This is a genomic window from Marinobacterium alkalitolerans (genome assembly GCF_017776525.1).
GTDB classification, from domain to species: domain Bacteria; phylum Pseudomonadota; class Gammaproteobacteria; order Pseudomonadales; family Balneatricaceae; genus Marinobacterium; species Marinobacterium alkalitolerans.
Genome location: NZ_JACVEW010000029.1, coordinates 1 through 18,988 on the forward strand (window position 1 = coordinate 1; position 18,988 = coordinate 18,988).

General features: G+C 60.3%; 16 protein-coding genes. 9 read left to right on the top strand and 7 right to left on the bottom strand.

All coding sequences use genetic code 11. The features are described 5' to 3' along the window. Positions 1-285: 285 nt before the first annotated feature. Both glyS and glyQ read right to left on the bottom strand, forming a co-directional pair. Positions 286-2,334, bottom strand: coding sequence for a glycine--tRNA ligase subunit beta (glyS, locus tag H9C73_RS14485; protein WP_209288620.1), 2,049 nt, complete (start codon positions 2,332-2,334; stop codon positions 286-288). A gap of 2 nt (positions 2,335-2,336) precedes the next feature. Next, positions 2,337-3,302, bottom strand: coding sequence for a glycine--tRNA ligase subunit alpha (glyQ, locus tag H9C73_RS14490; RefSeq protein WP_209288621.1), 966 nt, complete (start codon positions 3,300-3,302; stop codon positions 2,337-2,339). Between the two features lie 164 nt (positions 3,303-3,466). Between glyQ and H9C73_RS14495 the strand changes: the two genes are divergently transcribed. Next, positions 3,467-4,363, top strand: a complete 897-nt coding sequence (locus H9C73_RS14495; RefSeq protein WP_209288622.1) for a lysophospholipid acyltransferase family protein — start codon at positions 3,467-3,469, stop codon at positions 4,361-4,363. Here the strand turns inward: H9C73_RS14495 and H9C73_RS14500 are convergent, their stop codons facing one another. The 5 genes from H9C73_RS14500 to def are packed head-to-tail and all read right to left on the bottom strand — an operon-like array spanning position 4,364 to position 10,042. Next, a complete protein-coding gene (locus H9C73_RS14500; RefSeq protein WP_209288623.1) occupies positions 4,364-5,812 on the bottom strand; it encodes a TrkH family potassium uptake protein in 1,449 nt (482 codons plus the stop codon). A gap of 9 nt (positions 5,813-5,821) precedes the next feature. Next, positions 5,822-7,198, bottom strand: a complete 1,377-nt coding sequence (trkA, locus tag H9C73_RS14505) for a Trk system potassium transporter TrkA (protein WP_209288624.1) — start codon at positions 7,196-7,198, stop codon at positions 5,822-5,824. Beyond that, a complete protein-coding gene (rsmB, locus tag H9C73_RS14510) occupies positions 7,195-8,523 on the bottom strand; it encodes a 16S rRNA (cytosine(967)-C(5))-methyltransferase RsmB (protein WP_209288625.1) in 1,329 nt (442 codons plus the stop codon). The genes trkA and rsmB overlap by 4 nt, the downstream gene beginning before the upstream one ends. Beyond that, positions 8,516-9,466, bottom strand: coding sequence for a methionyl-tRNA formyltransferase (fmt, locus tag H9C73_RS14515; protein WP_209288626.1), 951 nt, complete (start codon positions 9,464-9,466; stop codon positions 8,516-8,518). The genes rsmB and fmt overlap by 8 nt, the downstream gene beginning before the upstream one ends. 60 nt (positions 9,467-9,526) lie before the next feature. Continuing rightward, on the bottom strand, positions 9,527-10,042 hold the full coding sequence (gene def, locus H9C73_RS14520; protein ID WP_209288627.1) for a peptide deformylase: 516 nt from the start codon (positions 10,040-10,042) through the stop codon (positions 9,527-9,529). Positions 10,043-10,205: 163 nt separating this feature from the next. Between def and H9C73_RS14525 the strand changes: the two genes are divergently transcribed. The 8 genes from H9C73_RS14525 (at position 10,206) to H9C73_RS14560 (ending at position 18,943) form a co-directional block, all read left to right on the top strand. Then, on the top strand, positions 10,206-11,228 hold the full coding sequence (locus H9C73_RS14525; RefSeq protein WP_209288628.1) for a LysM peptidoglycan-binding domain-containing protein: 1,023 nt from the start codon (positions 10,206-10,208) through the stop codon (positions 11,226-11,228). A gap of 15 nt (positions 11,229-11,243) precedes the next feature. Then, positions 11,244-12,350 carry a DNA-processing protein DprA gene (gene dprA, locus H9C73_RS14530; RefSeq protein WP_209288629.1) on the top strand — a complete coding sequence of 369 codons (1,107 nt, stop codon included), beginning with the start codon at positions 11,244-11,246 and terminating at the stop codon, positions 12,348-12,350. Between the two features lie 155 nt (positions 12,351-12,505). Further along, positions 12,506-12,994: a 5-(carboxyamino)imidazole ribonucleotide mutase gene (gene purE, locus H9C73_RS14535; RefSeq protein WP_209288630.1), complete on the top strand. Its 489-nt coding sequence runs from the start codon at positions 12,506-12,508 to the stop codon at positions 12,992-12,994. Positions 12,995-12,999: 5 nt separating this feature from the next. Beyond that, positions 13,000-14,064 (top strand): 5-(carboxyamino)imidazole ribonucleotide synthase, encoded by a 1,065-nt coding sequence (purK, locus tag H9C73_RS14540; protein WP_209288631.1) that lies wholly within the window; start codon positions 13,000-13,002, stop codon positions 14,062-14,064. A gap of 63 nt (positions 14,065-14,127) precedes the next feature. Beyond that, on the top strand, positions 14,128-14,685 hold the full coding sequence (locus H9C73_RS14545) for an L-threonylcarbamoyladenylate synthase (protein WP_209288632.1): 558 nt from the start codon (positions 14,128-14,130) through the stop codon (positions 14,683-14,685). A 32-nt stretch (positions 14,686-14,717) separates the two neighbouring features. After that, positions 14,718-15,632, top strand: coding sequence for an oxygen-dependent coproporphyrinogen oxidase (hemF, locus tag H9C73_RS14550; RefSeq protein WP_209288633.1), 915 nt, complete (start codon positions 14,718-14,720; stop codon positions 15,630-15,632). A gap of 1 nt (position 15,633) precedes the next feature. After that, positions 15,634-16,461 (top strand): shikimate dehydrogenase, encoded by an 828-nt coding sequence (gene aroE, locus H9C73_RS14555; RefSeq protein ID WP_209288634.1) that lies wholly within the window; start codon positions 15,634-15,636, stop codon positions 16,459-16,461. Positions 16,462-16,570: 109 nt separating this feature from the next. After that, positions 16,571-18,943, top strand: a complete 2,373-nt coding sequence (locus H9C73_RS14560; protein ID WP_209288635.1) for a Lon protease family protein — start codon at positions 16,571-16,573, stop codon at positions 18,941-18,943. The last annotated feature ends 45 nt before the right edge of the window (positions 18,944-18,988 follow it).

The following is an 18,988-nucleotide window of genomic DNA, read 5'->3' on the forward strand; positions in this document are numbered from 1 at the left end:
CCCTGCACCCTGCACCCTGCACCCTGCACCCTGCACCCTGCACCCTGCACCCTGCACCCTGCACCCTGCACCCTGCATCCATTATCCTCCATTTGTTCTTCTTCTCCCAGGTCCTATGGTCCTGATATTTATCTCAGTGTTCCACGTGAAACACTTGGTGTGTGTTTGATTTTTTGAGATGTGAAGTCGATAAGAAAGGCAGGTATCAGAGGCGAGGTGTTTCACGTGGAACAAAAAAAGCCCCGCGAGTGCGGGGCTTGGATTACGCTGTGAAGCCTGAGCTGATTAGCCGAGCAGTGAGATATCTGCAACTCCGAGGAACAACCGGCGAAGACGCTTGAGCAGGGCCAAGCGGTTGGTGCGAACAGCAGGATCATCAGCCATAACCATGACGTTATCAAAGAAGCTGTCGATCACCGTCCTCAGAGAGGCCAGTTTTTCCAGAGTCGAGCGATAGTCACCCTGCTCGCACAGAGGCTGAACTTCTGCCTCGATGGAGGTGATGGCTTCAGCCAGGGCCTTCTCACCACTTTCGGTCAGCAGCGAAGTATCAATATCAGTACCGACATCACCTTCCTGCTTGCTCAGGATATTGCTGACACGTTTGTTGGCTGCCGCCAGAGACTCCGCTTCCGGTAGCGCACGGAAGTGGCTCACGGCCTGAACGCGGCGGTCGAAATCGAGCGGGCTGGTTGGGCGCAATGCGTGCACAGCCAGGAAGGTTTCGGCGCTGATGTCCTGATCTTCATACCAGGCGCGGAATCGATCGAGCATGAAGTCCAGTACGCGATCTGCAAGACCTTCACTCCCGGGTAGTTCGCCATGTTGCTTGGCAGCCAACTCCAGCAGCTGGTGCAGGTCGATATCCAGTTTGTGTTCAACGATGATGCGCAATACCCCCAGCGCTGCGCGACGAAGTGCAAAGGGATCCTTGGACCCGGTCGGCGGCTGGTTGATGCCGAACAGGCCGGTCAATGTATCCAGGCGGTCCGCAATGGCGAGTGCAATGCCGGATGGGGTGGTCGGGAGTACATCTCCGGCAAAGCGAGGCATATACTGTTCGTTCAGAGCCAGAGCAACTTCGTCATGCTCACCGTCATGCAGCGCATAGTGGTAGCCCATCAGGCCCTGAAGGTCAGTGAACTCAAATACCATATCGGTCATGAGGTCACATTTGCTCAGCTCGGCAGCGCGGCGAGCCAGTGCAGGATCACCGTCAATCAGTTCGGCGATAGCTGCTGCGAGCCCTTCAATACGCTGTGTCTTGTCATAGACCGTGCCCAGCTGCTGCTGAAATACCACGCTCTTGAGCTTTTCGTTACGGTTAGCCAACGGCTGTTTCTTGTCGGTCTCAAAGAAAAACAGGGCGTCAGACAGGCGAGGACGAATAACCTTTTCGTTACCTTCGATCACCTGCTGCGGGTCTTTGGACTCGATGTTGGCCAGGGTGATGAAAAACGGAAGCAGCTTGCCATCAGCGTCCAGCGCGTGGAAGTACTTCTGGTGCTCTTTCATGGAAGAGATCAGCGCCTCTGCCGGCACTTCCAGGAAGCGCTCTTCAAAGCGCCCGGTCAGCGCAACCGGCCACTCGTTCAGTGCGGTGACTTCATCCAGCAGGTCTTCATCAATCTGGGCAGCGCCACCCAGTTGCTCCCCTGCCTTGATGACCTGCTCACGGATCAACTCACGGCGTTCAGCAAAGTCGGCCAGTACCTTGCCCGTGCTTTTCAGCACCTGTGCATAATCTGCGGGTGCCATCAGCTCGATATCATGGTCGTAGTGGAAACGGTGGCCCCGTGTCTTGCGATCGGCCTTAAGGCCCAGAATCTCGGCTTCAACCACTTCGTCACCCAGCAGCATGCACAGCCATTTAACCGGGCGAACAAACTCGGTGCGAGAAGCACCCCAGCGCATACGCTTGGGAATGGGCAGCTTGTTCAGCGATTCACTTACAATGGCCGGCAGCAGTGCGGCGGTGCTCTGACCTTTTTCAACACCCCGGTAGACGTAGTAGCTACCCTTGGGAGTCTCCATTACTTCGAGCTGCTCCGGGCTGACACCGCAAGAGCCGGCAAAGCCCTGCACAGCCTTTTCAGGTGCCTGAGTGGCAGGGCCGCGCTTTTCGATGGCACGGTCAGGCTGCTGGGGAGCAATGTTGGTGATCAGTACGGCCAGACGTCGCGGAGAGGCAAACGGGCGAGCCTCGGTGTACTGAATGCCGGCATCATCCAGGCCGGCTGTGATGCCATTCAGGAAAGCACCAGACAGTGTCTGCAGTGCCTTCGGGGGGAGCTCTTCGGTTCCCAGCTCAACCAGAAAATCGTGTTGTGACATGATTACTTCTCCTCCTCACAGGCAGCCAGGACTTCATTGCGGATGGACTCGGGTGCCAGCGGGAAACCCAGGGCTCGGCGCGCTTCAAAGTAGGCGCTGGCCACTTCGCGCGCCAGCGTACGTACACGCAGAATATAGCGCTGACGCTCAGTCACGGAGATGGCGTGGCGTGCATCCAGCAGGTTAAAGGTATGAGAGGCCTTGAGAACCATTTCATAGGCCGGCAGCGGCAGGCCTGCTGCAAGCAGTTTCTGGCACTCTGACTCGTAATGATCAAAGTTGGCAAACAGTGCCGGTACGTCTGCATGCTCGAAGTTGTAGGCTGACATTTCCACTTCATTCTGGTGGAAGACGTCGCCATAGGTAACAACGCTGCCGTCGGGGTAGCGTGTCCAGATCAGGTCATAGATGCTGTCCACGTCCTGCAGGTACATGGCAATACGCTCAAGACCATAGGTGATCTCGCCGGTGACGGGGTAACACTCAAGGCCACCCGCCTGCTGGAAATAGGTGAACTGGGTGACTTCCATTCCGTTCAGCCATACTTCCCAGCCGAGACCCCAGGCACCCAGAGTCGGAGACTCCCAGTTGTCTTCAACGAAACGGACATCATGAACCGAAAGATCAATCCCGAGGTGCTCCAGCGAGCCAAGGTAAAGCTCCTGGATGTTATCGGGAGAGGGCTTGAGAACAGTCTGGAACTGGTAATAGTGCTGTAGGCGGTTGGGGTTGTCGCCGTAACGGCCATCGGTCGGTCGGCGGCTGGGCTGTACATAGGCCGAGCGCCAGGTTTCGGGGCCAATCGCACGCAGGAAGGTTGCCGGGTGGAAGGTACCTGCACCTACCTCCAGGTCCAGTGGCTGCACGATGACACAGCCCTGTTCGGCCCAGTATTGTTGCAGGGCCAGGATCAGTCCCTGGAATGTGCTAACGTCTGGAGTCACCTTGTCAGTCACAGAAATCACCATTGCTGTTAAATGTGGTCGAAATAAGAGCCGAATTATACATGAATAGCAGGGGGTAAAGCTTGACCCTGCAAGGAAAATCTGGCGTGAACGCCCTCCCCCTTACCCGGGGGAAGCAGCCTGACTATAATCCTCTTCTGATAACGATCTTTGAGTGGAGCGCTTAGGTGAAATTGATTAAATCACTGCTGGCCATACTGGTGCTGGGGTTGCTGTCCCTGCTCCCCCTTCGCTGGGCACAGGGGCTGGGGCGCAGGCTGGGTCGGCGCATGTGGCGCAAGGGCGATGCCTCCAAGATGACGCGGCAGACGCGCCGCAATGTTGCTGCCTGTTTTCCCGAGCTGGATGCCCAGACACGGGAACAGCTTGTGGGGAATAGCCTGGAGCAGACCGGTTGTTCGCTGGCAGAAATGGGCATGGCCTGGCTGTGGCACCCGGAACGCACGCTTAAAAAGATCCGACAGATCCATCATGAAGAGGTGCTTGAATCGGCGCTGGCCGAAGGCAAGGGGGTCATTCTTATTGCGCCCCACTTGGGTAACTGGGAAGTGCTGAACCTCTACCTCTCCAATCGCTATGCCTTTACGGCCATGTACAAGCCGCCTCGACTCAAGCTGATGGACGATCTGATCAAGCGCATGCGGGCCCGTCTGGGCTCACGGATGGCACCAGCCGATACCCGTGGTGTGCGGATGGTGATGAAAGCGCTCAAGCGCGGTGAGATGGTGGGCATTCTGCCGGATCAGGAACCGGAAGCCAGTGGCGGAATCCATGTCCCCTTCTTTGGCATTCAGGCGCTGACCATGAAACTCCTGCCTCAGCTGGCGGCTCAGACCGGAGCACGGGTTGTCTGTGCCTATGCGGAGCGACTGCCCAATGCCGAGGGCTTTGATTTGCACTTTCAGGCAGGTGAGCCCGATATCAACAGCCGCGACCTGACTGTGGCCGCCGCCGCCATGAACCGTTCGGTTGAAGCCTGTGTGCGGGCACTGCCGGCGCAGTACCAATGGGAATACCGTCGTTTCAGTACCCGCCCACAGGGAGAGCCGCGCTTCTACGAGTAATTAACGGCGCCAGAAGGCGGGGGTGAACAGGACCAGCATGGTAAACACCTCCAGACGGCCCAGCAGCATGGCAAAGCAGAGAATCCACTTGGCGGTCGGGTTCAGTCCGCCAAAGTGGGCCGATACCTCGCCCAGCCCCGGGCCCAGGTTGTTCAGTGTCGCTCCGACCGCAGACCAGGCCGTAACCTGATCCAGACCGGTGGCCAGCAACGCCACCAGCATCACCACGAAGACAATCAGGTAGACCGAAAAGAACCCCCATACGGCCTGCAGGATGCGGTCTGAAATGGGCCGCTGCCCCAGCTTCACGGGAATGACGGCATTGGGGTGGATCAGACGCAGAATCTCGCGATAGCCCTGCTTCAGGATCAGCAGGATGCGGATCGCCTTCATGCCGCCAGCGGTGGAGCTGGCACAGCCACCCACGAACGCGAGTACGAACAGCATGAACGGCAGCATGGCAGGCCAGTGGGCAAAATCTGCGGTCGCAAAACCGGTTGTCGTGGCGACGGATACCACCATGAACGCGGCCTTGCGCAGAGCTTCCACCGCAGGATAGGTGGAGGTGATCACCAGCACGAAGAGCGTCAGCAGCGTAATCAGGCCCAAAAGCGAGAGATAAAACCGAACCTCCGGGTCCTGCAGGTAGTGTGTCAGCGTGCGGTGCCGCCAGGCAAAGAAGTGCAGGCCGAAGTTGATCCCGGCCACCACCATGAAGAAGATGGCGATCATCTCGATGGTGGGGTTGTTGTAATGTCCGATACTGGCGTCGTGAGTGGAAAAGCCGCCAATGGCAACGGTGGAGAAACTGTGCCCTATCGCATCGAAGGGTGACATGCCCGCCAGCCAGTAGGCCAGCCCACAGGCGATGGTCAAAGACAGATAGATGTACCAGAGTGCCTTGGCTGTCTCGGTGATCCTGGGGGTCAGCTTGTTGTCTTTTACCGGCCCCGGCGCCTCGGCGCGGTAGAGCTGCATGCCGCCGATCCCGAGCATGGGCAGGATGGCGACGGCCAGGACGATGATCCCCATGCCACCCAGCCATTGCAGCTGCTGGCGATAATAGAGAATGGAGTGTGGCAGCTGGTCAAGCCCCGTCATCACCGTGGCACCCGTCGTGGTGAGCCCTGAAATGGACTCGAATACGGCATCAACCGGGCTGAGACCGGGGTGATCGGACAGCATCAAGGGCAAGGACCCGAACACCCCCAGCACGGTCCAGAACATCACCGTGACCACAAATCCGTCACGGATACTCAGCTCCTGCCGAACGCCATAGACCGGCACCCAGATGATGAAGCCGGTGATCAGCGTGATGATGAAGGCGGTGATAAACGCCCACTGGGTGTTGTCCTGATAGAACAGGGATACCAGAACCGGTGGCAACTGAGTAATGCTGAAGATCATCAGCAGAATGCCCAGAATGCGCAGAATCACTTGAAAGTGCATGGTATCGCCTCAGAAGAAAGTCAGGCCGACCTGGAACAGGCGCTCGACCTCGGCAATGCGCCGTTTGTCCACCAAAAACAGGATAACGTGGTCGTCGTTCTCGATCACAAGATCGTCGTGTGCAATGAGGACTTCGTTGCCACGAATAATGGCCCCGATCGTGGTGCCGGGAGGCAGATCGATCTCTTCGATGGCACGGCCGACGACACGAGAGCTGCGCTTGTCGCCATGGGCAACCGCTTCCAGTGCCTCGGCGGCACCGCGCCGCAGGGAGTGTACCGCCGCCACATCACCTCGACGGACATGGGTCAGCAAGGCACCGATCGTTGTTTGCTGGGGCGAGATGGCGATGTCGATCACCCCGCCCTGCACCAGGTCCACGTAGGCCGGGTTGTTAATCAGCGTCATCACCGTGCGCGCGCCCAGGCGCTTGGCCAGCATGGAGGCCATGATGTTGGCCTCGTCATCGTTGGTGAGGGCGCAGAACACATCGGTATCTTCGATATTTTCTTCCACCAGAAGGTCGCGGTCGGAGGCACTGCCGTTCAGCACGATAGTATTGTTCAGGTCACGGGCCAGCAGGTTGCAGCGCTCCAGGTTGCGCTCAATGAGCTTGACCTGGTAATCCCCTTCAATGGAGCTGGCCAGACGTGCACCGATGTTGCCGCCACCGGCGATAATGATGCGCTTGTAGGAGCGGTCCAGCCGGCGCAGCTCACTCATGACCGCGCGGATGTCACGTCGTGCGGCAATGAAGAAGACTTCGTCATCTGCCTCGATCACCGTGTCCCCCTTGGGGATCATGGGGTGGTCCTGACGGAAAATGGCGGCGACGCGGGTATCAATATTGGGCATGTGCGAGCGTAGAAAGGAGATCTCGCGTCCAACCAGCGGTCCGCCGTAATAGGCCTTGACCGCCACCAGCTGTGCCTGACCCGAGGCAAAGTCGAGTACCTGCAGTGCGCCGGGGTACTGAATCATGCGTTTGATGTGCTGGGTCACCAGCTCTTCAGGGCTGATCAGTACGTCGACCGGGATGCCCTTGTCACCGAAAATGGCATGGTTGCGCTGCAGATAGTCATGCTCGCGCACGCGCGCGATTTTGGTCGGGATATTGAACAGGGTACGGGCGACCTCACAGGCGATCATGTTCACCTCGTCACTGTTGGTCACCGCAATCAGCATGTCCGCATCCTGGGCACCGGCCTGCTCCAGTGCCGTGGGGTAGGAGGCCTTGCCCTCGACGGTACGGATATCCAGTCGGTCCTGCAGCTCGCGCAGGCGGGCTCCGTCCGTATCGATCACGGTAATGTCGTTGGCCTCGTTGGCCAGGTGGTCCGCCAGTGAGCCGCCGACCTGACCGGCGCCAAGGATGATGATCTTCATGCCTGTGTGTCGTCTGCCTGTTTGTTCAATACCGCATAGTAGAAACCGTCATGCCCATCCACTTGCGGGAAAAGCTGGCGGCCGTAGGGTCGGGCCTCACCCCAGTCCGCGTCAATGGACTGATGGCGAGCATCCGGTTGCTGCTTGAGAAAGCGCTCAATGATGCGCTCGTTTTCCTGGCTGAAGATGGAGCAGGTGGCGTACACCAGTCGCCCGCCCGGCTTCAGCAGGCCCCAGAGGTTGGTCAGGATGCCAAGCTGGATACCGGCCAGGGCTGCAATGTCTTCACCCTGCCGCAGCAGCTTGATATCCGGGTGACGGCGGATCACGCCCGTTGCACTGCAGGGCGCATCCACCAGAATCCGATCAAACAGCTGCCCGTCCCACCAGTCATGGCTGGTGGCATCAGCGGTCAGGACCTGACATTCCAGCTGGAGCCCAAGGCGGTGCAGGTTGTCGTGAATGCGCCGGGCCCGTTCGGGTTCGAGCTCAACCGCCACGACCTCCTTGAGTTGGGTGTTCTGCTCCAGCAGGTGGCAGAGCTTGCCGCCGGGCGCGGCACAGGCATCCAGTACACGATCACCGGGCTCGGTCGCGAGCAGGCCAGCCGCCAGTTGAGCTGCCTCGTCCTGAACACTGAGAGCGCCTTCGGCAAAGCCGGGCAGTGCCGCCACGTCCGCGGGCTTCTTAAGGGTAATGCCGTCCGGGCTGTACGCACACGCTTTTGCCTCAAGGCCGGCTTCAGACAGCCGATCAAGCGCCTTTTTTCGTGTAAGTAAGCGCTTATTAACCCTGAGAGTCATGGGGGCCTGGGTGTCATTGGCGGAGAGTATGTCTTGCCAGTGGTCGGGCCAGTTATGCATCAGCTTGCTGATGAACCACTGGGGGTGATTCCACTGGAATACCGGGTCGTTCGCGAGTTCGGCTTCTACTTCTGAATGTTCCCGCTGATAACGGCGCAGAATGGCATTGAGCAGCTTGCCGGCCCAAGCCTTGTTCAGGTCTTCAGTCGCGGACACGGTTTCATTCAGTGCCGCATGGGCCGGAATACGGCTGGCGCGAAGCTGCCAGAGACCGATCAGCAGCAGTGCCTGCAGGTCCAGATCCTGAGTCCGGAAGGGCTTGCGCAGAAAGTGCTGGGCCAGGCGCTCCAGCCGGAACAGCTCGCGCATGGTGCCATAGCAGAGCTGCTGCAGAAGAGCACGGTCCTGCTCCGGGCAATGTACCAGTGCGTCCGGCAGATGGGTGCTGAGGGAGCCGTGCTGGCGCAGCAAGGGGGCCAGCACGTTAGCGGCCAGTGCTCGGATGTTGATTGGCTCAGCCAAGGCGAACCCCCGGAGCGAGGCGTGCGCTGTGTGCGTTCAGCAGGGTTTGAACCGGTTGTGGGCGGCCACCGGGCAGTTGCAGTTCGGTCAGACAGACACTGCCCTGACCGCAGGCAACCCGAAGACCCTGTTTGTCGGCCGAGAGAATGGTGCCGGGCTGTGCATCATGGGGGCTGTTGTCAGGCGTGCCGGCCCAGACGCGCAGGTTGTCATCCCCCAGCGTGGTAAAGCAGACGGGCCAGGGGTTGAAGCCACGGATAGCGCGCGCGACGGCATCGGCGGGCTGTTGCCAGTCGATCTGCCCTTCCCGCTTCTCCAGCTTGTGGGCGTAAGTGGCCTGGCTGTCATCCTGTTGTTCGGGCTTAAGCTGGCCGGCTGCCAAAGGCCCCAGTGTTTCTGCCAGTGTTTGGGCGCCCAGTGCCGCCAGACGATCATGCAGACTGCCGCTGGTGTCGTCAGGGCGAATACTGCACTCGGCCTTGCTCAGCATATCGCCGGTATCAAGCCCTGCATCCATCTGCATGATGGTAATGCCGGTGGTCTCGTCCCCTGCCAGCAGCGCACGGTGAATCGGGGCCGCGCCACGCCAGCGTGGCAACAGGGACGCATGCACGTTGATACAGCCCAGTCGGGGGGCGTCCAGAACCGCCTGCGGCAGGATCAGACCGTAGGCCACGACGATCATCAGGTCCGCGTTCAGGTCGGCCAGCGTCTGTTGTTCTGCCGGATCTTTCAGCGACAGTGGCTGATAGACCGGGACATCATGCTCCAGTGCAAGGGTCTTGACCGGGCTGGGACGCAGCTTGCGGCCACGCCCTGCTGGACGGTCGGGCTGGGTATATACGGCAACAACGTCATGTTCGGTGTCGAGCACAGCCGCCAGGCTGGAGGCTGCAAACTCGGGGGTGCCGGCAAAGATAATGCGAAGCGGGGTTTGGCTCATTCAAGAGGGCTCCATACAAAAACAGGTTTGCTGCTGCAAACCTGCTCTCGGGTGAGTGGCTCAGGCCTGGTGTGTCTCCAGGCGGTGCTTCTTCTCCAGCTTGCCGCGAATTCGGTTGCGCTTCAGGGCACTCAGGTAATCCACAAAAAGCTTGCCGTTCAGGTGGTCGAGTTCGTGCTGAATGCACACGGCCAGCAGCCCTTCGGCCTCCAGCTCGTAGGGGGTGCCGTCACGGTCCAGCGCCTTGAGCAGAATACGGTTGGGGCGTTTCACCTCCTCGTAAAAGCCCGGCACGGACAGGCAGCCTTCCTGCATCTTCTCGAGCTCGTCCTGCAGCACGGTAAATTCGGGGTTGATCAGCACCAGCGGTTCATTGCCGTCTTCGGAAACGTCGATGGTCACAATGCGCTTGTGCACGTTGACCTGGGTCGCGGCCAGGCCGATCCCGGGGGCGTCGTACATGGTCTCGAACATGTCGTCCACCAGCTGGCGGATTTCGTCATCGACCTGTTCAACCGGTTCGGCGATGGTTCTTAGACGCGGGTCAGGGAATTCAAGGATATTGAGCTTGGCCATAGGTATATGCTTTTTCGGAGGTTAAAATCCGACCATTTGGTGGCAAAATTGTCTAGCTAGCCTCATTATACTGAATAACGTGCCTATTGCATTGCTTTGGGGACCTTGAGCACGCTGCACGGGCGGGTGGTACAAGGCCGGAAACCGACAAGGGAGTTGAACAATGAGAGGAGTGCTGTATAGCTTGATCGGGAGCTGCCTGCTCTGGGCCGGTGCCGCCTGCGCGGATCGCCTGCAGCTGCAGGACAATCACCCGACCGAGTATGTCGTGGTCAAGGGCGATACCCTGTGGGATATCTCCGGGCGCTTTTTGCAGAGCCCCTGGCGCTGGCCGGAAGTCTGGGACGTGAACCCACAGATCGATAATCCGCACCTGATCTACCCGGGTGACGTGATCTATCTGACCTGGGTCGACGGCCAGCCCCGCCTGAGTCTGCAGCGAGGCGTGCGCAAGCTGTCCCCACAGGAGCGCGTCGAGAAGCTGGATCAACCGATTCCGGCCATCCCGCTGCGTGACATTGCCAGCTTCCTGAATGACAACCGGGTGGTACAGGAAGATGTCCTGGCCGAGGCGCCCTACGTGATTGGCGGGCGCAACGAAAGCATCATTGCCGGTGCGGGAGACCGTGTTTACGCACGGGGTACCCTGATTGATCCGGACATTGACCAGCAAAGCCTGTATCGACCCGCTCGTGAGTACCGTCACCCGGTAACCGACGAGTTTCTGGGCTACGAGCTGTTCAAGGTGGCTGATGCGGCCATCAGTGCTCAGGAAGATGACATCCTGACGCTGGACCTGACCAAAACCCGCGAAGAGGTCCGTACCCGTGACCGCCTGCTGCCCAATGACACCAGCCGCATTCAGTCCATGTTTTATCCCAAGCCCGGCCCTGCGCTGGATGATGCCCTGATCATCGATGTGCTGGGAGGCGTGGCCAAGGTGGGCCAGTATGACGCGGTGGCACTTAGCTTCGGTGAAGTGGACGGTGTCGAGCCGGGCCACGTCTTTGCCATCTACAAGAAAGGCGAGATGGTGAAGGATCCGGTGACCGGTGATCTGGTCAAACTGCCGGACGAGCGTGCCGGGGAACTGATGGTGTTCCGTGCCTTTGATCGGGTCAGCTATGGCCTGGTGTTGCGCGCGACCAACGTGATTTCGGTCGGCGACCTGCTGCGCCAGCCCTGATCGGGAGATATACGTATGAACGGCGATCCAAGGGAGTGGATCGCTGCCAGCCTGCTGCCGGGCATGGGCCCGGCGACGGCAGCGCGATTGAGCCAGGAAGGCGTTTTCCTGCCGGCACTGATGCGGGGCGAAACCGGTTTGCCGACGCATCTGCGCCTGCGCCGTCAAACACTGGCGGCCATTCATGACTATCAGCGCGGCGGCACCCTCCGACAACAGACCGAGCAGATGCTGGAGCAGGCCGATAATGCCGGCTGGCAACTGCTGACCCCCACACACCCCGATTACCCAGTACTGCTGAATGAAATCGCCGACCCGCCACTGGTGCTCTGGTGTCAGGGCAACCTCTCGGCCCTGCCCTTGCCCATGCTGGGCATGGTCGGCAGCCGGAGTGCCAGTCGCAACGGTTGCCGGCTCGCCTATGAGTTTGCCGCGGCCCTGTCCGAGGTCGGCCTGATGCCGGTGAGTGGCCTGGCACTGGGTATCGATGCGGCGGTCCATCAGGGCTGTGTGGACCGGTTCCGCCCCACGCTGGCGGTGGTGGGAACCGGACTGGATCGCGTCTACCCGCGACGCAATGCCCGGCTGGCCCGGGCCTTGCTGGATACGGGGGGGCTGATTATCTCGGAGTATCCGCCCGGTACCCCGCCCCGACCGGCCCATTTCCCTCGGCGCAATCGGCTGATCAGCGGCCTGTCGGTGGGGACGCTGGTCATTGAAGCCGCCTTGCGCAGCGGTTCCTTGATTACCGCGCGTCAGGCGCTGGAACAGGGGCGTGAGGTATTTGCCCTGCCGGGCGCCATCAGCAACCCCCTCAGCCGTGGCTGCCACGCCCTGATCCGTGAAGGGGCAACACTGGTGGAGCAGGTGGACCATATTGTCGAACCCCTCTCTGCCCTGCTGGGCGTGCTGGCGAGCGAGTGCTCTTCACCGGCTGCGGCGACAACACCTGAGCCGCCAGCGGATGCCCTGCTGCTGCAGGTCCCCTTTGAACCCATCTGGCTGGATACCCTGGCATTGCAAACGGAGCTTGATGTGTCGGCACTGCAAAGTCGCCTGATGCTGCTGGAGATGGAGGGCTGGGTTGAAATCAGGGGCGCCTCCGTGTGCCGCGTGCGCTGACCCGGATATACAGACGCACGGAGTGGGGAATTTTCAGCCAGTGCTTGTTATAATCGCTCCCTTTCCTTTTTTCCGGCCAGACCGGAAGCCAGACCGTACGTGTAGTGGCGGCGCCCAGCCCTGCTGCGCAGTCAGAGTGATGACGGGAGTAACAGATGAGTGCAAAAGTGGCGATCGTGATGGGTTCGCGTTCGGATTGGCCTACCATGGAGGAAGCGGCCGGAATTCTGGATACCTTGGGTGTTGAGTACCATGCTGAAGTGGTATCGGCTCACCGTACGCCGGACAAGATGTTTCGCTTTGCCGAACAGGCGGCGGATAATGGCTACAAGGTCATCATCGCCGGTGCCGGTGGCGCAGCACACCTGCCCGGCATGATCGCGGCCAAAACCCTGGTGCCGGTGCTGGGCGTGCCGGTACAGAGCAAGGCGCTCAGCGGTCAGGACAGCATGCTGTCGATTCTGCAGATGCCGCGCGGTGTGCCGGTCGGCACTCTGGCCATCGGCGGTGCCGGTGCCTTCAATGCGGGCCTGCTGGCAGCACAGATGCTGGCCACCGAAGATGCCGAACTGGCCCAGCGTCTGGCCGACTGGCGTCAGGCCCAGACCCAGAGTGTTCTTGATAATCCCGATCCGCGAGGTTGATAGCGATGTTGCCACGAATCGTCGTTGCCGGTAACGGCCAGCTGGGCCAGATGCTGCAGCAGGCCGGTGCGCCCATGCAACTGGATGTCATGCCGGTCGATCCCAATGCCGATGTCGAGCTGGGTCTGCGCCCGGACGATGTGATCACGGTCGAAATTGAGCACTGGTCCGACAGCGTCAGCGGTGTCCAGCTGAAACAGCACCCCAATTTCCGTAATGCGGCGGCCCTGCACGCCGTCATTGATCGACAGCGCCAGAAATCACTTCTCGACCGTTTGCAAGTACCCACTTCGCCTTGGGTGAGCCTGGAAGAAGGTGATCTTGAAAGCCAGCTGGCATCGGTATCGGACAAGGTCATCGTCAAGCGTCGCCGTGGAGGCTATGACGGCCGTGGCCAGTGGCGCTGGCAACAGGGAGATCAGTCGGAAGCGGAATGGGCCGGTGAGTGCATCGCCGAGGCGATGATTCCCTTCAGCCATGAGGTGTCCCTGGTGGGCGCGCGCAATGCGGCTGGCGAAAAGGTGTTCTATCCCCTGACCCGCAACTGGCACGAGAACGGTATCCTGCGCGCCAGCGTTGCCAACCTGCCGGTTCCGGCCGAACAGCAGAAAAACGCTGAAGAGTGGCTGGGTCGCATCATGGACGACGAAGACTACATCGGCGTCATGGCGATGGAGTGTTTCGTGGTCGACGGCCAGCTGCTGGTGAACGAGCTGGCACCGCGTGTACACAACTCCGGCCACTGGACCCAGGAAGGCTCGGCCATCAGCCAGTTCCAGCTGCACCTGCGTGCGCTGGCTGACCTGCCGCTGATCACACCGCCGGTCGATGGTGTGTCCGTGATGTACAACCTGCTGGGCCGTCACTGGAAACCCGAGTGGCTTGAGGTGCCCGGGGTACACGTACACTGGTATGGCAAGGAGATCCGTCCGGGCCGCAAGGTCGGGCACGTGAACATCTGTCGCCCTGACGTATCATCATTGATCGACAGCCTGAAAGCCTTGCAGGCGCTGGTCGATGAAGAAGACAAGATTGTCTTCGAGTGGAGTATTGCTCAGCTTCAGGGCTGAACCGGACCGGTCAGTCGTTGCCTGAGCAGCGACTGGCCCCGACTGGATAAGGTAGGGCCTGTCATGAACCCGTGGCAATTGAAAGAAGCCGTCCGCTGCCTGCATGCCGGGGGCGTCATTGCCTATCCAACCGAAGCCGTCTGGGGCCTGGGGTGCGATCCTTACAATCGTGCCGCCGTTCAGCGCCTGCTGGCCCTGAAGCGGCGCCCCGAGCACAAGGGGCTCATTCTGGTTGCCGCCAGTCAGGCTCAGATCGAGCCCCTTCTGACCCCCCTGAATGATCAGCAGCGCCAGTGGCTGGATGAAACCTGGCCCGGCCCTGCAACCTGGCTGCTGCCGGACCCCAGAGGGCTGGTGCCCGGCTGGATCAAGGGGGCGCATACACAGGTGGCCGTGCGCGTCAGTGCGCACCCGCTGGTACAGGCACTGTGCGAAGCCTACGGCGGCCCGGTGGTGTCAACATCGGCCAATCGTAGTGCGGCGAATCCGGCCAGATCAAAACTGAAAGTGAGTACATACTTCGGCTATAGTGTTGATTTTATATTGCCTGGTGAGCTGGGCGGCTTGGATAAGCCAACGGCTATTCGTAACATTCAGGATTTACAAAACATAAGGGCGTAGTAAGCGTTCGCTAACTTCTCTGGGAGGAAACCATGTCGGCACCTGATGTACAACGGGTCAAAGAGTACCTGCTGGACCTGCAGGACCGTATTTGCACGGCTCTGGAGCAGGCTGATGGTGAGGGGCGCTTTACTGAAGACAGCTGGACCCGCGCTGAAGGCGGTGGCGGTCGTACCCGGGTTATCAGCCAGGGGGCCGTGATCGAAAAGGGCGGGGTCAATTTCTCCCATGTGCACGGGGATGCACTGCCCGCTTCTGCCACGGCACACCGCCCCGAACTGGCCGGGCGCAGTTTTGAAGCCATGGGCGTATCGCTGGTGATACACCCGCACAACCCCTATGTGCCTACCTCCCATGCCAATGTGCGTTTCTTCATTGCAGAAAAAGAAGGCGAAGAACCGGTCTGGTGGTTCGGCGGCGGTTTCGACCTGACGCCCTATTACGGCTTTGACGAGGATTGCCGCCACTGGCACGAAGTGGCACGCGACGCCTGCGCGCCTTACGGCGAGGAGATCTATCCGCGCTTCAAGCAGTGGTGTGATGACTACTTCTACCTCAAGCACCGTCAGGAGCCGCGCGGCATCGGCGGTCTGTTTTTTGACGACCTGAACGAGCTGGGCTTTGAGGACAGCTTCGGGCTGATGCGCTCTATCGGTGATGCCTATGTGCCCGCCCTGCTGCCCATCATCGAAAAGCGCAAGGATACTCCCTATGGCGAGCGGCAGCGGGATTTCCAGCTGCACCGTCGCGGGCGCTACGTGGAATTCAATCTGGTATGGGACCGGGGAACCCTGTTCGGTCTGCAGTCAGGCGGCCGTACGGAGTCCATTCTGATGTCGCTGCCACCGGAAGTGCGCTGGGACTACGACTGGAAACCGGAGCCCGGTACCGAAGAGTCCCGTCTGTATGAGCGCTACCTGCAACCCCGCAACTGGCTTGAGGTGTAGCATGTCCGATCGATACGCCGTGCTGGGCAACCCCGTTGCTCACAGCAAATCACCCCAGATCCACACCGCGTTTGCGCGACAGACCGGTGAGGACCTGTCCTACACGGCCGAGCATGTGGAGTCGCCCGACTTTGAAGCAGCGGTCGGACGCTTTCTGCAGGGCAACGGCAAGGGTGTGAATATCACGGTGCCGTTCAAGGAGCGGGCCTGGGCGCTGGCACAGTGGCGCAGTGAGCGGGCCGAAAAGGCCGGCGCCGCCAACACCCTCTACCGACTGGAGGATGGTCGCCTGGCGGCGGACAACACCGACGGTGTGGGGCTGGTACGTGACCTGGCCGATAACAACGGCGTGACGCTGCAGGGTGCACGGGTGCTGGTGCTGGGGGCAGGCGGTGCCGTCCGCGGCGTGCTCCAGCCTCTGCTGAAAGCAGGGGTGCAGTCCATTCTGGTGGCCAATCGCACTCTGTCACGTGCAGAAGCACTGGCCGAACTCTTTGCGGCCGATGGCACTCTGGCGGCCTGCGGCTTTGATGCCATTCCCGCGGAGCCGTTCGATCTGATCATCAACGGTACCTCGGCCAGCCTGCAGGGCGAGCTGCCGCCGGTGCCGGCAGCAGCGGTCGTGGCGCAGACGGCCTGTTACGACATGATGTACGGAGCCGAGCCCACGCCTTTCTGTCGCTGGGCCCGTGAGCAGGGGGCGACGCAGGTGATGGACGGCCTGGGCATGCTGGTGGAGCAGGCGGCTGAAGCCTTTCAGGTCTGGCGCGGTGTCAAACCCGAAACCGCGCGGGTCATTGCGGACCTGCGCCGGGCCATGACCGCCTGACCCTTTCCCTAGTCTGCTGAATCTCAACGCTTTTTCATGCGACCGCCTTGCATCCGACAAATGCGAGGCGGTATAACTGAAGTACACCCCTCTGCTGTGGAGTACGCGCATGGACAAGCATCTGCCGCTGGCGCCAGAGGCGCTTTACTGTCGTTGCGACCCTGAACTCCTGCCCTTCAAGACGACGGAATCCCTTGAACCCTTCACCGGCTTTTTCGGTCAGGAACGCGCCATTGAAGCCATGTCCTTTGGCATCGGCATGCAGCGCCCGGGCTATAACCTGTTCGTCATGGGCAACCCGCACACCGGCCGTTTCTCCTTCGCCATGGAAAGCCTGAAGGCATCAGCGAAGAAACAGCACAAGCCCAGTGACTGGTGCTACATCAATAATCTGAGCGACAACCGTTACCCCGTCATTCTGGAACTGCCTGCCGGCAAGGCGGGACAGCTGAAGCGGGATATTCGGCATCTGCTCGATACCCTCCTCAGCGAGCTGCCGGCCGCGTTTGAAAACCCGGCCTATCAGCGCATGAAAAGCCAGATCGAGCGGGACTTTAACCGTCACTATGATGATGCGCTGAATCAGGTGGAGCGCAGGGGGCGTGAATACAACATTGCGGTCTATCGCGACGGCGCCACGGTTGGCTTTACCCCGGTGGCCAATGGTCAGGCAATTGATGAAGCGGCCTTTTCGCAGATGCCCGAAGAGGAGCGTGATGCGATCCAGTCCCACATCACCGAGCTGGAGGAGATGCTCAACGACAGTCTGACGGAACTGCCGGTGTGGCGGCGTGAGGCGACCGAGAAAATCGAGACGCTGGACAGGGAGACGGCACGCCAGGCGATCGAGCCGTTGATGCAGCCGCTGCGGGAGAAGTACGCCAATATTGCCGGCATCGTGAATTACCTCAAGCACGTGGAATCCGACCTGATTCGTAACGCCGCGGAGGTGGTGAACGATGACAACCCGCTGGAGGCCAAGACCGATGCCATGCGGCGGGATTATCTGGAGCGCAACTACGGGCTCAACCTGCTGGTGGACAACCACAAGACCAAAGGGGCGCCGGTAGTATTTGAAGCGCACCCCAGCTATGAAAACCTGTTTGGCCGGGTGGAGTACATCAGCGAAATGGGCGCCATGGTGACCAACTACACCTTGATCCGCTCGGGTGCCCTGCACCGTGCCAACGGCGGCTATCTGGTGCTGGAAGCGGAAAAGCTGCTGGAGCAGCCGTTCGTATACGGCGCACTCAAGCGTGCCCTCAAATCCCATGAGATCCGCATCGAAAACCCGGTCAGCGAGTACACCGGGATCAGTGCCATTACCCTGAGCCCCCAACCGGCCAGGCTGAAAGTGAAAGTGGTGCTGGTGGGTGAGCGCGACACCTACTACCTGCTGCAGGAACTCGATCACGACTTCGAGAAGATGTTCCGCGTGGTGGTGGATTTTGACGAGGACGTGCACCGTACGCCCCACTCCATCCGTCAGTATGCCCGTCTGATGAAAACCCTGGCCACCGAGGAAAATCTGGCACCGTTGACACGGCGTGCCGTAGCGCGGCTGGTGGAGCACAGCTCCCGACTGGCGGGCGATCAGGATCTGCTGTCAGCCCACGTGGGCGAGCTGGTGGACCTGCTTTGCGAGTCGGACTTCCGGCGCCGTGAACAGGGGGATGCCCAGATCAACGCCGAGCATGTGGAGCTGGCGCTGGAGGCCAAGGAACGCCGTACCGGGCGCCTGTCGCAGAAAATTCTGGAAAGCATTCTAAACGAGACCGTCCTGATCGATACCGATGGTGAGGCGGTGGGCAAGGCAAACGGCCTCACTGTGCTGCAGGTCGGGGACGTGTCCTTCGGCAGTCCGGCCCGTATCACCGCCACCGTTCACCCCGGTAACAAGGGCATCATCGATATTGAACGTGAGGTCACGCTGGGTCAGCCGATCCACTCCAAGGGGGTGCTGATTCTGTCCGGCTTCCTCGGTCACAAGTATGCCGGCGACTTCCCGTTGACGCTGTCGGCCAGCCTGGCGATGGAGCAGTCTTACGGCTATGTGGACGGTGACAGCGCATCACTGGCCGAGATCTGCACCCTGATATCGGCCCTGACCTACATTCCGATTCGACAGCAGTTTGCCATTACCGGGTCGATCAACCAGTACGGTGAGGTCCAGGCGATCGGTGGCGTGAACGAGAAGATCGAAGGCTTTTTCCACCTGTGCAAGACTCGGGGCCTGACCGGCTGGCAGGGGTGCATCATTCCCAAAGCGAATGTGCGCAACCTGATGCTGAAAGCGGAAGTCGTGGCGGCGGTCGAAGAGGGCATGTTCCACATCCATGGAGTGTCCAGTGTGGATGAGTGTCTGGAGATCCTGATGGGGCGCTCCGCCGGCGTACTGAAGCAGGATGGCCACTTCACCCAACGCAGCATCAATGCTCAGGTGGTCAAACGCCTGCGCGAGCTGGCCAAGGCGAAAGCCTGATGCGAAGAGCCGTGGATGGCCAGAAGGTGGCCATCCGCGGCTCCA

What these genes read in the sequence shown, in the direction of transcription:
- def (WP_209288627.1), bottom strand. Translation starts at nt 10,042, where the DNA reads ATGGCCAAGCTCAATATCCTTGAATTCCCTGACCCGCGTCTAAGAACC.
- hemF (WP_209288633.1), top strand. Translation starts at nt 14,718, where the DNA reads ATGTCGGCACCTGATGTACAACGGGTCAAAGAGTACCTGCTGGACCTG.
- purK (WP_209288631.1), top strand. Translation starts at nt 13,000, where the DNA reads ATGTTGCCACGAATCGTCGTTGCCGGTAACGGCCAGCTGGGCCAGATG.
- purE (WP_209288630.1), top strand. Translation starts at nt 12,506, where the DNA reads ATGAGTGCAAAAGTGGCGATCGTGATGGGTTCGCGTTCGGATTGGCCT.
- H9C73_RS14545 (WP_209288632.1), top strand. Translation starts at nt 14,128, where the DNA reads ATGAACCCGTGGCAATTGAAAGAAGCCGTCCGCTGCCTGCATGCCGGG.
- H9C73_RS14560 (WP_209288635.1), top strand. Translation starts at nt 16,571, where the DNA reads ATGGACAAGCATCTGCCGCTGGCGCCAGAGGCGCTTTACTGTCGTTGC.
- trkA (WP_209288624.1), bottom strand. Translation starts at nt 7,198, where the DNA reads ATGAAGATCATCATCCTTGGCGCCGGTCAGGTCGGCGGCTCACTGGCG.
- fmt (WP_209288626.1), bottom strand. Translation starts at nt 9,466, where the DNA reads ATGAGCCAAACCCCGCTTCGCATTATCTTTGCCGGCACCCCCGAGTTT.
- glyS (WP_209288620.1), bottom strand. Translation starts at nt 2,334, where the DNA reads ATGTCACAACACGATTTTCTGGTTGAGCTGGGAACCGAAGAGCTCCCC.
- glyQ (WP_209288621.1), bottom strand. Translation starts at nt 3,302, where the DNA reads ATGGTGATTTCTGTGACTGACAAGGTGACTCCAGACGTTAGCACATTC.
- dprA (WP_209288629.1), top strand. Translation starts at nt 11,244, where the DNA reads ATGAACGGCGATCCAAGGGAGTGGATCGCTGCCAGCCTGCTGCCGGGC.
- H9C73_RS14500 (WP_209288623.1), bottom strand. Translation starts at nt 5,812, where the DNA reads ATGCACTTTCAAGTGATTCTGCGCATTCTGGGCATTCTGCTGATGATC.
- aroE (WP_209288634.1), top strand. Translation starts at nt 15,634, where the DNA reads ATGTCCGATCGATACGCCGTGCTGGGCAACCCCGTTGCTCACAGCAAA.
- H9C73_RS14525 (WP_209288628.1), top strand. Translation starts at nt 10,206, where the DNA reads ATGAGAGGAGTGCTGTATAGCTTGATCGGGAGCTGCCTGCTCTGGGCC.